Source organism: Mesorhizobium sp. M6A.T.Ce.TU.016.01.1.1, from assembly GCF_003997065.1.
GTDB classification, from domain to species: domain Bacteria; phylum Pseudomonadota; class Alphaproteobacteria; order Rhizobiales; family Rhizobiaceae; genus Mesorhizobium; species Mesorhizobium mediterraneum.
The window spans coordinates 200,527-214,945 of record NZ_RZTJ01000007.1 but is presented as its reverse complement, the minus strand read 5'-3'; the positions used below and the strand labels follow the sequence as shown (position 1 = coordinate 214,945).

9 protein-coding genes are annotated in these 14,419 nt (G+C 59.0%); 6 read left to right on the top strand and 3 right to left on the bottom strand.

Going from position 1 to position 14,419, the window contains the following annotated elements:
* Positions 1-2: 2 nt before the first annotated feature.
* Both EOC94_RS16210 and EOC94_RS16205 read right to left on the bottom strand, forming a co-directional pair.
* Positions 3-1,271 carry a polymerase gene (locus EOC94_RS16210; RefSeq protein WP_095485213.1) on the bottom strand — a complete coding sequence of 423 codons (1,269 nt, stop codon included), beginning with the start codon at positions 1,269-1,271 and terminating at the stop codon, positions 3-5.
* A complete protein-coding gene (locus EOC94_RS16205) occupies positions 1,268-2,491 on the bottom strand; it encodes a glycosyltransferase family 4 protein (protein ID WP_095485555.1) in 1,224 nt (407 codons plus the stop codon). The genes EOC94_RS16210 and EOC94_RS16205 overlap by 4 nt, the downstream gene beginning before the upstream one ends.
* A 1,104-nt stretch (positions 2,492-3,595) precedes the next feature.
* Between EOC94_RS16205 and EOC94_RS16200 the strand changes: the two genes are divergently transcribed.
* The 3 genes from EOC94_RS16200 to EOC94_RS16190 all read left to right on the top strand — a co-directional run bounded on the left by EOC94_RS16200 (position 3,596) and on the right by EOC94_RS16190 (position 8,610).
* Positions 3,596-5,359: a calcium-binding protein gene (locus EOC94_RS16200; RefSeq protein WP_127291720.1), complete on the top strand. Its 1,764-nt coding sequence runs from the start codon at positions 3,596-3,598 to the stop codon at positions 5,357-5,359.
* A 252-nt stretch (positions 5,360-5,611) separates the two neighbouring features.
* On the top strand, positions 5,612-7,360 hold the full coding sequence (locus tag EOC94_RS16195; protein ID WP_127291717.1) for a calcium-binding protein: 1,749 nt from the start codon (positions 5,612-5,614) through the stop codon (positions 7,358-7,360).
* A 503-nt stretch (positions 7,361-7,863) separates the two neighbouring features.
* Complete coding sequence (locus tag EOC94_RS16190) at positions 7,864-8,610, top strand: FkbM family methyltransferase (protein WP_127291714.1); 747 nt, start codon at positions 7,864-7,866, stop codon at positions 8,608-8,610.
* 60 nt (positions 8,611-8,670) lie between these two features.
* Here the strand turns inward: EOC94_RS16190 and EOC94_RS16185 are convergent, their stop codons facing one another.
* Positions 8,671-8,973, bottom strand: a complete 303-nt coding sequence (locus tag EOC94_RS16185) for a DUF982 domain-containing protein (protein ID WP_095485216.1) — start codon at positions 8,971-8,973, stop codon at positions 8,671-8,673.
* A 217-nt stretch (positions 8,974-9,190) separates the two neighbouring features.
* On the opposite strand from EOC94_RS16185, the gene EOC94_RS16180 reads away from it, so the two are divergent.
* The 3 genes from EOC94_RS16180 to EOC94_RS16170 all read left to right on the top strand — a co-directional run bounded on the left by EOC94_RS16180 (position 9,191) and on the right by EOC94_RS16170 (position 14,406).
* The gene (locus EOC94_RS16180) at positions 9,191-10,252 is read left to right on the top strand and encodes a glycosyltransferase family 4 protein (protein ID WP_127203859.1); all 1,062 of its coding nucleotides are present in this window, start codon (positions 9,191-9,193) and stop codon (positions 10,250-10,252) included.
* 48 nt (positions 10,253-10,300) lie between these two features.
* Positions 10,301-12,463 carry an amylo-alpha-1,6-glucosidase gene (locus tag EOC94_RS16175; RefSeq protein ID WP_095485218.1) on the top strand — a complete coding sequence of 721 codons (2,163 nt, stop codon included), beginning with the start codon at positions 10,301-10,303 and terminating at the stop codon, positions 12,461-12,463.
* 164 nt (positions 12,464-12,627) lie between these two features.
* Positions 12,628-14,406: a trehalose-6-phosphate synthase gene (locus EOC94_RS16170; RefSeq protein WP_126106502.1), complete on the top strand. Its 1,779-nt coding sequence runs from the start codon at positions 12,628-12,630 to the stop codon at positions 14,404-14,406.
* Positions 14,407-14,419 lie beyond the last annotated feature (13 nt).

Sequence of the window (14,419 nt, the reverse complement as noted above, 5' to 3'; positions counted from 1 at the left end):
CGTCACCCCAAGTCCGTGGATGTTTTTCTAGAAGATACCGAAGCTGCTCGCGGCGTTCCGGCAACGAGACAGAGGGTCAGCCCAAACCAAACGATCGGGTGGCGGATGATCAGGTGCGGAAACCCGTAAATCATGATCGCCACCACCAGCGCAAAAAGCGCGTCGAGCTTCGCACGCCATGCTGACATGGCGGCCGAGCCGACGATCCAAAACAGGGCCAGGATCGCAATCAGACCACCTTGAGTGTACAGATCGAGTACCGTGTTGTGGGCCTCGAAAGGTTCGGGCAGAAACTGCCGATAGTAGACGGAGGGGCGGGCCACATGCGGGCCGGGACCGAGGCCAAGTGACGCTGACGTCACGCCCTTGTAGACTGCATCACCCCAGAGCCTGACGCGAAGTGTAGCGGTTGAGGCGGTCTCCTCGCCGCCCCCCCCCTTGCTGAGGCTCTTGGCGAAATTTTCGACGCTGCTCATGTCCTTGAGCACGTAAGGCGTCATCGACATCGCCAGGGGGAGGAAGCCGATCATCAAGAGCACGGCGACTTGCCGGGAAACGCCGACCTTGTCACCGGTCGTGAGCCATGTCCGAACCCGCAGCCCTAGAAATATCAGGCAGGTCAGGACGCTTGTAAGAAGATACGCATCACTCCTTGTCAGCCTTCCGACATAGACGGTCAGTACAAGGCTGCTGAACCCAAACAACCTTCCCCATGGACTGCTTGTGGTCGTCGCAAGATGTAAGGCCAGGGGGCCAAAAAGTGCACAATAGATCGCGAGTTGGTTCGGATTCTCGGACCAGCCGGTGAAGCGATCCCAGAACCAGGGATTGACACCGGATTGGTGGATCCAACCCCACCCAAGTGCCAGCTGAAAGGTAAAGCATGCACTCACTATCCCGATCGCCCACCAGGCAGTGCGGCGCAGATGGCGACCAGCGTCGGGCTCCGCAGCGGCCAGGCAGGTGACGCTGGCCAACAGCAGGTAGGCCATTGTGTCGTGAATCGGCCCCGAGAGGTCCAGAACCGTCGTGGTCAGCAAACCGACAAGGGCCCCGACCCCCTGAGCAAACGTCATGATCAGCCAGAAGGTCACAAGACGGAACAGGGCCGGCGTCGCCTCCAGGCGACCACCAACGACTACGCGCCCGATCGACAGCATGATCCAGAGCGATAGGAACAATTCGGTATATCCGAGGTGCAGTCCCGGAACACTGATCTGCGCCGCATAGCCCATCGAAATGCCGGCGGCCAGCAACGCGCTCCGGATCATCGGGGCGCTCCACCCAATTCGCGGTTTGCGGCATTTTCTTTGAGCAAGACCGGGGACGCCGGTCGAGCAAGACCGCCGTGGGATTCGGCGCTAAGGACATTTTTGTACAGATCGCAATACTGATCGACCACCCGCGGCAGCGCGAACTGCTCCCGGACCAGTTCGACGGAACGACCGCCCATGACCTTTCCACGGCCGCGGTCGGACAAGATGTCTATTATTCGAGACGCAAGCCCATCAGCATCGTGCGGTGGGACGAGATAGCCGTTCCATCCGTCCTCAACCACGTCATTGCAGCCAGGCATCCTTGAGGCGACGATAGGCAATCCCGCCAGTCCTGCCTCGAGCAAGACGCGCGGAATCCCTTCCCGATATTGCGTCGGAAAGGCGAACAGATCGGCCATGCCAAGAAGGGCTGGAACATCGCGTCGTGGACCCAAGGCTATGACATGGGGTGCATATTGATCGATATCCGATTTATCGACGGCAAAGGGCCCCTCAGATTCCCATGGGCCGACAAGCACGAAACGTGCATCAGGCCTTTTTGACAGGATGCGTGGAACTGCTTTGAGGAGTGTCGGGATGCCCTTCTGGCGGGTCAGCCGGCCAACGAAAATTACGACTTCGGCGGACTGGAGCCCAAACTCTTCGCGCATTTTCATCGCCGACGGAGCAAGGTGCCTTGCCATGGCGAACGCATCGACGTCGATTCCAGAACTGCGGATCAGCCGCCCGCTGCCGCGTCGGATTAGTCGGTAGCGCTCAAAGAAAGCCTGATCGTCCTGATTTTGGAAGACCGTCGCAGCCGTCCAGAAGGACGAGAGCCATTGCAGTCCGCAAAAGATTGGACGTAGGGCCAGAGCCCGTGGCTCCAGCGACGAGAATGTCCAGCCCAGACCATTGATGGTGCGGATCACTGGAACCTTCCCGCGCGCCGCAAGCGGCGTCAGCAGGTTCGGCTTGGTGTCGAAACTTTGGACAATGTCCGGTCGCAGTTCCGACATTAATTTTCGAATCGCTCTGATGGCCCCCCATCCCCCGCTACTGCTGGCAAATCGGTCGAAACCATAGCTGCGATGCGGAATGCCATGTCGCAAAAACGCGGCTTCAGCACCACTGGAGACGGCAGTGACCCGAAAACCCCTTTCGCGCAGCGACATCAGGAACGGAATTCTTAAGGCGTGATCCTCGCCTCCCACGCACATGAGATGCGGGTTCATCCTGCCTCTCCCGACCATGCGCCGTCTCCCAATCGCGGGAAGTGGCCGGCTTTTGCTTCTGCCTTCATGATCTTGGTTTCGCTTCTTCTGCGCGTAAGATGCCAAGTCACGGTAAGGGCAGGCTTGCCTACTGTCCTCGTCTGTTTGAATGAGGCAAACCGCATTTGGATCAAGGTGTTGCGAGCTTCAGGCCGTTAGGTCTCCCGGCTTGGCGCGACAATCCGCACCAAGGACCTGCACAGGTGTGGTACCGAGGCCGTATGGCGGGCCGTCTTGACGCGCATATCCTCCTGCGCAATGAGGGGGTGGCGGGGTCATTTACGCGTGGAAGTTGAGGAATCCTGCGGGCACATTCGCCCATGGGCGGGCAACCGAATACTGCGCTTCCGACAGCCGTCGGTTGTTAGACCTCCGTCTGGGCCGGTGCCTAGGTATGCTGGTTGAGCCGCATCTCAGTCACATCCGTCTTGGCTGCCTTCCCGCGACTGGCAGCTAAGCCAAACTCGACTACTCCGATGTCGGCAACCTTAGTTTTATCGGTTGTAAGCGAGCACCCGCCCACTGTGTCCACAACAAATTTGGTTGCGACAGCAGAGGACATGGCCCGGCCCAGAAACTAGCTTAACGTGATCGGATTTGCTCGCAGGCAAGTGCGCATACTGTGCAGAAGAGCCATTCTGCCTGCCGTTCTATTTATGGCCTCTAGTTGTCGGCAGTCAAAAATCCGATTTTTGCCACGCCACTTCAGCGGGGTCAGCACCGCCAAGGCACCATCATAACCTACCAGCTTCGGCGCCGTCCAAATCATATTAAAAGCCAAGCCACTCATAGCAAAGTATTTTTGAAGGCAAGTTCATATAAATAGTTACCAAGATCAATTCGCTGAAAATATAATTTATCTTAATAGGCGTTTAGAGACTGCGATGAAAAAACGCTTTTTTTGATCTCGAACCAGTCGGTTGTCATAAGTAGAATTTTCGCTTCCGTGCGGCAATCCTGTCGGCGATCAACGAATCTATCAGAAGGGTGCGGGTATTTGATTTGTTGCTAATATACGCCATCTAGTAGGCAGGCACCGCGGGGCGCTAAGAAAAAGGAATATAAATGGCACTTCATTTTGCAGCGGGTGGATCCGCCACCGAAGTCGCAAGCGCCGGCTTCAATCTGGTTGACGTTCAATACGTTGATCAGGTCAACGAGCTGCCGGATGGCACGAAGGGCTTGGTCTGGCTCAACGAGGGCGAGGGCGTAACTCAGTCCTTTATCGACAAAGTCACCCCCTTCCTTGGCAATCCGAAGGTATTTGGGTTTTTTCTCGTCGACGAGCCGGATCCCACCGGCCAATACCACACACAGGTAGACGCTGAGGATCTGAAAGCCGAATCCGACTGGATCCACTCTCGTATGCCAGAAGCCAAGACCTTCATCACCGCGATGGACATGGGGTCTGCCGAAAACCCGGATTTTTCCAACACCTACAACTATGACAACACGCATATCGATCTGTTCGGAATAGATCCTTATCCGGTGCGCACCGGCACAGACACGGTCGACTACGACATGATCGACAGAACCGTGGCTGCAGCGGTGGAGTCGGGCATCCCGACCAGCGCGATCGTTCCGGTCTACCAGACCTTTGGCGGCGGCAATTATACGACCAACACGGGCGGCAAATATGTCATGCCGACGACGGATCAGTTGGAGACCATGATGGACCACTGGGAACAGCTGGTTCCCAATCCTGCCTTTGACTTTGCCTACGCCTGGGGTTCACAGGAAGGCGATACCGCGCTTGAGAGCTCACCGGAGCTGCAGGCTGTTTTCCGGGAACACAACCTTGCTACGCCTACCACCGTGCCTGACGTTGCTCCGCCTACCCCCGTGCCTGACGTCGCTACGCCTACGCCCGTGCCTGACGTTGCTACGCCTACGCCCGTGCCCGACCTTGCTACGCCTACGCCCGTGCCCGACCTTGCTACGCCTACTCCTACTCCCGTGCCCGACCTTGCTACGCCTACTCCTACTCCCGTGCCTGATGGCGGCAACGACGATTACTATGTCGACAATGCCGGCGATAGGGTGATCGAGTCCGCTGGCCAAGGTCAAGACAGGGTGTGGACCGCTGTGGACTATGCGCTCTCAGCCGGCTCGTCGATTGAAGTCCTTGGCACCACTGAGGACGCCGGCACCACGGCGATCAACCTGACCGGCAACGAATTGGCCCAAACCATCCAGGGCAATGCCGGCGCCAACGTCATCAACGGCGGCGGCGGTGCTGACAAGTTGAACGGCTTTGGCGGCAACGACGATTACTATGCCGACAATGCCGGCGACGAGGTGGTCGAGTCCTCTGGCCAAGGTCAAGACAGGGTGTGGACCTCTGTGAGCTATGTGCTCTCAGCCGGCTCTTCGATTGAAGTCCTCGGCACCACGAAGGACGCCGGCACCACGGCAATCAACCTGACCGGCAACGAATTGGCCCAAACCATCCAGGGCAATGCCGGCGCCAACGTCATCAACGGCGGCGGCGGTGCCGATAAGTTGAGCGGCTTTGGCGGCAACGACATTTTTGTCTTCAATAGCGCCCTTAGTGACGGCAATGTCGACAGGATTACCGACTTCAATCCGTCCCAGAACAAGATCCACCTCGACGACGCGATTTTTGCCGGGCTCAAGTTGGGCACGCTCACATCCGACGCTTTCTTTGCGGGTAGCGCCGCGCATGATAGCGCCGACCACATCATCTACAACAGTTCGACTGGAGCGCTCTCCTTCGACAGTGACGGGATCGGCGGTGCGTCTCAAACACAGTTCGCCACTCTCTCACCCGATCTGTCGCTTAACGCAGCCTCATTCTTTGTGACCTGAAGGAGCTAGCGGCAAACGAGACCGCGCCAGGGCCCGCGGTCACCTACAGAGACAGGTGGACAAACTGCACCTTGAAGCCTGTCTCTTTGGCGAGCGTGAATGCTCTGGCGCGGACCGTCAGTCAAATCACATGACAGCTCCGTCGAAGATCAATGATTCTATCAATGGCATGTCGCTAATTGATTAGGCGCTAATATGGGCCGTCGAGTAGGCAGGGGAACGGGGGCTATCGAATCAGACGAGGATATTCGCATGGCCACAATGCACTACACTTGGGGCGCGTCAGCCGCCCAGGCCAAGGCCGCTGGTTTCAACCTGGTTGATCTTCAATACGCGTCATCGGTCAACGCGTTGCCGGATGGCTCGAAGGCCCTGATCTGGCTCGGCGAGAGCAACGGGGTAACCCAGTCCTTTATCGACAAGGTAACGCCTCTCATCGGCAATCCGAAGGTTCTTGGATTTTTCCTGACTGATGAGCCTGATCCCACCGGCAAATACCATACCCAGGTCAGCGCTGCCAACCTGAAGGCGGAATCCGACTGGATCCATTCCCATTTTCCGGGCGCCAAGACTTTTATCACCCTGATGGACATGGGGTCGTTCGCAGATTCGGACTATTCCAATACCTACAATCCTGCCAACACAGGCATCGATTATTATGGAATAAACCCTTATCCGGTGCGCACGACTGCGGTGGACTTCAACTACATTGACAGAGCCGTGGCTGCGGCGTTGGAAGCAGGCATCCCGCAGAGCGCGATCATTCCGGTCTATCAGGCGTTTGGCGGCGGCGGCTGGGCGACCAATACGGGCGGATCGTATGTCATGCCCACCACGTCTCAGATGCAGACCATGATGGACCACTGGGAAAAGCTGGTTCCCAATCCTGCCTTTGACATGGCTTATAAATGGGCCTCGCAGAACGGCGAAACCTCGCTTGGCAACACTTCGTCAATGCAATCCTTTTTCCTGCAGCACAACACCAGCACGACCACCCCGCCTCCAACCAACAACCCGCCTCCTACCGACAACCCACCACCTACCGACAACCCACCACCTACCGACAACCCACCTCCTACCGACACGCCACCTCCGACTACCGACAAACTCGACGGCACCAGCGGAGCCGATGTTCTTCGGGCAACCGGAGCCCACACAATGGCCGGCCATGGCGGCAATGACGATTACTATGTCGACAATGTCGGCGACAAGGTGGTCGAGTCCTCTGGCCAGGGTCAAGACAGGGTGTGGACCGCTGTGAGCTATGCGCTCTCAGCCGGTTCGTCGATTGAAGTCCTTGGCACCACGAAGGATGCCGGCACTACGGCAATCAACCTGACCGGCAACGAATTGGCCCAAACCATCCAGGGCAATGCCGGCGCCAACATCATCAACGGCGGCGGCGGTGCCGATAAGATGAGCGGCTTTGGCGGCAACGACGATTACTATGTCGACCATGCCGGCGATAGGGTGATCGAGTCCGCTGGCCAGGGTCAAGACAGGGTGTGGACCTCTGTGAGCTATGCGCTCTCGTCCGGCTCGTCGATTGAAGTCCTTGGCACCACGAACGACGCCGGTACCACGGCAATCAACCTGACCGGCAACGAGTTGGCCCAAACCATCCAGGGCAATGCCGGCGCCAACGTCATCAACGGCGGCGGCGGTGCCGACAAGTTGAGCGGCTTTGGCGGCAACGACATTTTCCTCTTCAATAGCGCCCTTGGTAACGGCAATGTCGACAGGATTACCGACTTCAATTCGTCCCAGAACAAGATCCACCTCGACGACGCGATTTTTGCCGGGCTCAAGTTGGGCACGCTCACATCCGACGCTTTCTTTGCGGGTAAGGCCGCGGATGATAGCTCCGACCATATTATCTACAACAGTTCAACTGGAGCGCTCTCCTTCGACAGCGACGGCATCGGCGGCGCAGCTCAAACACAGTTCGCCACCCTTTCTCCAGGTCTCTCGGTTACGGCAGGCGCATTCTTTGTGACCTGAAGAGCTGGCGGGAAACGAGATCGCGCGAGGGCCAGCGGTCGCCAACAGAGACAGGTGGACAAACTGCACCTGAAGCCTGTCTCTTTGGCGAGCGTGGATGCTCTGGCGCGGACCGTCCCCAAAACCATTCTAGGCCATTTCGGCATAGTCGATTCCCCTCATGTCTTGCAAAGCAGGCTACCCTCAGCCCGTGGAGCTCCAGGAAACGGCAAGATTAGCTTAAAGTGCCGGTTCCCCTGAACCAGCAGCAGGCCAAAGGAACCGCGCTGGTTTCGTTGCGCAGTGTTTCGGCGAAACGTGTATGGCCTGTCATTCATTCGTAGGATGAGAGTTCATATCTCAATGGCTAGAAATTGAAGATGAGTGGACCTGCCCTTCTCCCGCACAAGGCGATGCGTGTCTGAGCTTGGAGAGAGTCCGGTAGACGTCAGTTCCGCGGGCAAAGCAGCAAGCGGGTTGCTAGGCCGCAACGGAGCCGGCAGTGCTATTGGCAATGAGGGGTCATGGGAAAGATCAAGCAATCCTTAGAGGTCTTACGAACCGAGGGACCTGGTCGACTCCTCCAGTTGTCGGCCCTGTCGCTGACCGAGCCGCTTAGATCGCAAGGGCTTCGCCCTCGCGTTGCGTCTGATGCAAGGCAGGCATTGTCCCATCTCAATTTGACAAAGCGAAGTCGCGGATTGTTTATCGATTGCGGCTCAAATATAGGCCAAGGGTTTAGATACTTTTCTGCATACTACACGCCCGATAGATTCGATTACATTTTGATCGAACCCAACAAGAATTGCCTTGCTCAGCTTAATGCTTTGCGCGCAGAAAATTTGACTATGGAGATTGTCGCAAAGGCGGCAAGCGTGAAAGATGGCTACGCTGAATTGTTTGGCCCCCCTCCAGAACGGTCGGAGGCCACCCACCAAAGTTGCTCGCTAGTCTTGGACCACAACGGAAGCCTGTATCAATCGCAGCGATTTGCGCCGGACCTCGTCGAAACGTTTTCGCTCTCACAGATGATCCGGACAAAGCGTAAGCTGTATGATGTGATCGTTCTCAAGCTCGACGTCGAAGGGGCAGAGTACGAAATTCTTGATGATTTGATCAGGGCTGGGACCCATCGTGATCTATATGCCGCCTATGTGGAATTCCACTCTCTTAAACTGAGGAATCCCGCGAGACGGGAGAAGCGCGCCCTGGAAGCTCAAATGGTGCGCGAATTCGATGAAGCCGGCATTCGATTTAGAAGGTGGATATAGCGTCCCGACAGGAACGCCGGATCCGACACAGCGCTAGATCGAAGAAAAGTGGGCGGGCGTCTATCGCCTCGGCGAGTATACGCTGTCCATCTTTTCGCTGCCTATCGGCAGCGTCATGTCGTCATCCAGCAACCGGGTGATCCGGGCAAAGCCCGCAAAAGCCTTTCTTGCTTCCTCGGCAGACATCTGACCTGCCAGAGCCGCAGCGCAGCAGTTCAGCGCGCATTGATACACCGGCCCGCGCCGTCCTCTCGGCCATTTCCGCAAAAACGCCATCGCTTCATTAACGCCCTCAATGTCCTCCACAGGCTGTCCCTGCCCGTGCGAAATCCGCACAGGCGAAAAGAATTGTAGGCGATCCATTTGTTCCTCCCGGTCGATCGCGATGCGTTCGATCGAACCTAGTTAAATTCACGGCCAGCCAATTGGTTCCCGGCAAAAATGCCCACGGCCTTGATAAATGGCTGCGGACCAGCTGAATGAATCGCCAGTCATCGCCCGACTTCTTGCCGTTGCGGGAACGTTCGGGGGGCTGATGCATTTCGACTTCAGCGATGATCTTTGAGGGAAACGCCAGACTATGAGAATAGCCCATGTGGCGCCGCTCCATGAATCCGTGCCGCCTCGGCTCTATGGAGGTACGGAGCGCATTGTCTCCTATCTGACCGAAGGATTGGTCGAGCTTGGCCATGACGTAACCTTGTTCGCCAGTGGCGATACAAGGACGTCGGCAAAATTGGTACCGTGTCGCGAGCGAGCGCTGCGTCTTGACCCGCGCCCGCTGAAATCCGAGACAGCCGCGCATCTTTCGATGCTTTCCAAGGTGAGGAAACAAGCTCAAGAGTTTGATATCATTCACTTCCACCTCAGCCATTTTCTGCACTTTTCCTTCTTCGAGCACATGCCCGAGCGGACGGTGACGACGCCGCATGGCAGGCTCGACTATGTCGATCTGGCGCCGGCCTATGAACGTTTTCCACGCTTTCCGATGATCTCCGTTTCCCGTAGCCAAAGAACGGGGCTCGCCAACGCGAACTGGTTGGCGACGATCCACCACGGGCTGCCGACCGAGATCTACAAACCGGTTTTCGAAACGAGCCCAGGGAAGCCGTACCTCGCCTTCCTTGGCCGGATGTCGCGCGACAAACGTCCGGATCGTGCCATCGAGGTCGCGCTGCGCTCGGGGCTGAAACTGAAGCTTGCGGCAAAGGTCGGCGATGACGACCGCGCCTATTTCCGCAAGATGGTCGAGCCGCTGGTCGACGGTGACCGTGTCGACTATGTCGGCGAGATCGAGGAGGACAAGAAGGCGGAGTTCCTGGGCAAGGCAGCAGGCCTCATATTCCCGATCGACTGGCCCGAGCCGTTCGGTCTCGCCGTCATAGAGGCGATGGCCTGCGGCACTCCGGTGATCGCCTGGAACTGCGGCGCCATGCCGGAGATCGTCGATCAAGGAGTGACCGGTTTTATCGTGGATTCCATGGAGGACGCGGTCGCGTCTGTGCCCGGCATGCTGCGGCTCGACAGGCGGGAGGTGCGGGCTGTCTTCGAAAGGCGGTTTTCCGCTAAAAGAATGACCCGCGACTATGTTTCCGCCTATGCGCGCCTGATCGGTGCCTCGGCCGAAGCAAGGGCGTCGTAAGCGGCGTTACCTCGGGGGCGCAGAGCGAACGTGAGAGATGTATAGCGAATGACCCAACTCGACGAGCGCAAGCTTGATCCCGCGGTGGCACTTGCCTCCCTGGACGCCACCGCACCGCGGGAGCCGCACCGGCTGTTCGCCCTCAAGCAAGGCGATTGTTTTGCCGTGGCCGACGCTTACGGCGATATCCGCGGCGCCGGCGACGGTTTCTTCCGTGACGACACGCGAGTGCTTTCCGAATTCCGGCTGACAGTCGGCGGCCGGCAAACGTCGCTGCTCGGCGCGTCGCTCAGTCAGGACAATGTGCTCTTCACCTCCAACCTGACCAATCTGCCGATGCAGAGCGTCCGCGGCCGAGACATTCCGCAGGGCGCGATCCATATCGAACGTGTCCGTCTGCTTTGGCAGGACCGGCTGTTTGAACGCATCACCCTTTCCAATTACAGCCAGGAACACTCCACCATCCGCGTTTCGCTGCACTTTGCCGCCGATTTCCGCGACATGTTCGAAGTGCGCGGCTCGACAAGGCTAAAGCGCGGTATGGCCCATGCTGCCGAGACGGATGCGACCTCCGTCCTGCTTCGCTACGACGGATTGGACGGGCTGGCGCGGATGTCGGCGATATCGTTCTCGCAGGCGCCGGACCATCTGGCGGCCGACCATGCGGATTTCCTGATTGCCGTGACGAGGCGCAGCAGCAAGGTGCTGTATGTCGAGGTTGGTCCCGAGGTCGCGGAAACGCCGAACCGCGATCGCTACCGCGCCGCCGCGGCCCGGGCTCGCTTCGGCATGCGGGCCAAGCGCCGCCATGGTGCCACGGTGCATAGTTCCGGGCGCGTCTTCAACGATTGGGTCGCGCGCGCCCGCGCGGATGTGGCGCTGCTGACCACCGAGCTTACGACCGGACCCTACCCCTATGCGGGCATTCCTTGGTTTTCGACGGCGTTCGGCCGCGACGGCGTGATCTCCGCGTTGCAGATGCTGTGGCTTAACCCGGGCTTGGCGCGAGGCGTGCTGGCCTTCCTTGCCCAGCACCAGGCGACGGAAACATCGCCGTTCAGCGACTCGCAGCCGGGTAAGATCATGCACGAGACCCGCAAAGGTGAAATGGCGGCACTGAGGGAGCTCCCCTTCGGCCGCTACTATGGCGGTGTCGACACGACGCCGCTCTACATCCATCTCGCCTGCGCCTATGCGGACCGCACCGGAGACATGGCGTTTGTCGACAGCCTGTGGCCGTCGCTCTGCGCGGCGGCTGAATGGACCGAGGACGCAAGCCGGCCGACCGGCTTCGTTACCTATCAGCGTGCCGCCGCGTCCGGCCTCACCAACCAGGGATGGAAGGACAGTATCGATTCCGTCTTCCATGCAGATGGCCGAATACCCAAGGGACCGATCGCCCTGGTGGAGGTGCAAGGCTATGTCTTTGCCGCGTTCCGGGGGCTGGCGGCGCTCGCCCGTCGCCGCGGCGAGGACGACAGGGCCGATCATTGGGACAGCCGCGCCGAGGCGATGCGCACCTCCGTGGAACGCCATTTCTGGCTGGACGATCTCGGCTTCTATGCCTTGGCGATCGACGGCGCCGGCGAGCCCTGCAAGGTGCGGACGTCTAATGTCGGGCATCTTCTCTATGTCGGGCTCCCCGAGCCGATGCGGGCGCAGATGGTCGCCGACCAGCTGCTTTCGGCGTCCTTCCATTCGGGTTGGGGGCTGAGGACGCTCGCCGACGATGCTGTGTTCTTCAACCCGATGTCGTACCACAACGGTTCGATCTGGCCACATGACACCGCCATGTGCGGCGCCGGTCTGGCACGCTTTGGCGAGCGTGAAAGCGTGGTCCGGCTGATGAGCAGCACCTTCGAATCGGCGGTCCATTTCAACATGCGGTTGCCCGAACTGTTCTGCGGTTTTACCCGCGCGCCGGGCGAAGCGCCGATCGCCTATCCCGTCGCCTGCTTGCCGCAGGCGTGGTCGGCCGGGTCTGCCTTCATGCTGATGCAGGCCTGTCTCGGCCTGGAGATCGACGGCTGGAAGGGCGAAATCCACGTCACCCGGCCCAGGCTGCCGATTGGTATCGACATGCTCACGCTGAGGCATCTGGGCGTTGGCGCAAGGGCGGTGGATCTGACATTTCAGCGCGTCGGCGACAGGGTCGTCGCCTATCTCGCCGACCGGCACGAGGGATTGGTGCCGCTCATCGTGCGGACCTAGTTTGGCTTTGCATATCGAATTGCCGCCTCGCTCCAACTACCGGAACCGATGGCCCATCCGTGCGTTGCAAATCATGCCGGCGCACAGCGGCATGTCACCAGTGGCCGGCTTCGAAAAACAAAGAAAAATGGCCACCGACCGGCCAAAGGGAAAACGCTGTTCCAATGTCAGACTATGGCATAGAGGCTCTCTTGCTTCTGATCCTTGCAAGCCTCGGTCTTTCTGCTGCTGCCGTGGTATTCTCGGCATTCCAACGACGCCACAGCCACACGCCAGCTGTCGCATACGCTTCAGGCGAGGACGTGGCTTCGGAAGCGGCTCGCAAAGTGCTGCGAGAATTTGAAAAGAACGGACACGCGGCCGATGCAGCGCTGATCACATGGTCACCCGACACCTTGCGCAAGATTCTGGCCGACGATCTGCCGGAAACGCAGGTGATCGTGGTATCCAACCGCGAGCCCTACATCCACAACATCGGGGATGATGGCGTCGAGCTCTTGGTACCGGCCAGCGGGCTGGTTTCCGCGCTCGAGCCGATCACCCGCGCCTGTGCCGGCACCTGGATCGCCTACGGCGGCGGAACAGCGGACCGTCTCATGGTCGACAAGAACGACCGGGTTGAGGTGCCGCCTGGCAATCCGTCCTACGCGCTGCGCAGGGTCTGGCTGACAGAGGAAGAATACAAGGGCTACTATCTGGGCTTCGCCAATGAAGGTCTGTGGCCGCTTTGCCATATCGCCTTCACCCGCCCGATTTTCCGCGCGTCGGATTGGGAGGCCTATGAGTCCGTCAACCGGAAGTTCGCTGATACGGTGGTTGCCGAAGCGCGCAACGCGCGGCCGATTGTGCTGGTCCAGGACTACCATTTCGCGCTCTTGCCGCGCATGATCCGCGAGCGCCTGCCCGAGGCGATCGTCATCACTTTCTGGCATATCCCGTGGCCCAACCCGGAAGTATACAGCATCTGCCCTTGGCGTGAACGGGTCCTGGAAGGCCTGCTCGGCAGCTCCATCATCGGCTTTCATACCCAGTTCCATGCCAATAATTTCGCCGAAAGCGTCGATCGCTTCCTGGAAAGCCGTATAGAACGGGCCGATGCGGCGATCTCCTACGGCGGACAGACGACGCTGGTGCACGCCTATCCCATCTCCATAGAATGGCCGGCCGAACTTTTGGCGAAACTGCCCGAGGTCGAAGAATGCCGCACCCGCCTGCGCGAGAGGTTCGGACTGAAAGCGGATGTCAAACTGTGCGTCGGCGTCGAACGTCTCGACTACACGAAGGGCATTCTCGACCGTTTCCGGGCGCTGGAAGAATTGTTCACGAGACATCCCGAATGGGTCGGGAAACTGGTTCTGCTTCAGATCGCGGCACCCAGCCGGGGCACGCTCCCGGCTTACAGGCAACTCCATGATGAATGCCGTCGCTATGTCGAAGAGATCAACCAGCGCTACGGCAGCGAGGATTACAGTCCTGTCCTGATGATAGACAAACATCACGCGCAGGAACAGGTCTACGAGATCTATCGCGCCGCCGACATATGCATGGTCACCAGCCTGCATGACGGCATGAACTTGGTGGCCAAGGAATTCGTCGCAGCGCGCGACGACGAACAGGGTGTGTTGTTGCTCAGCACCTTTGCCGGCGCTTCGCGCGAGCTTCTGGAGGCATTGATCGTCAATCCGTACGATACGGCTATGACGAGCGAGGTGCTGCTGCAGGCGCTGACCATGACGCCGGAGGAACAGCGCGAGCGCATGCGACCCATGCGCGAGATGGTCCGCGACAACAATGTCTATCGCTGGGCCGGCAGCATGCTTCTGGATGCGGCCCGCCTTCGCAAGCGCGGCGACCTCGACCGGGTGATGGGTAACGGCGAGCGACCATCGAACAACAACAACGTCATTCCCATATTCGAGCGGGCAAGAAAGGCAGTGTCGTGACGATCCTTCGCTG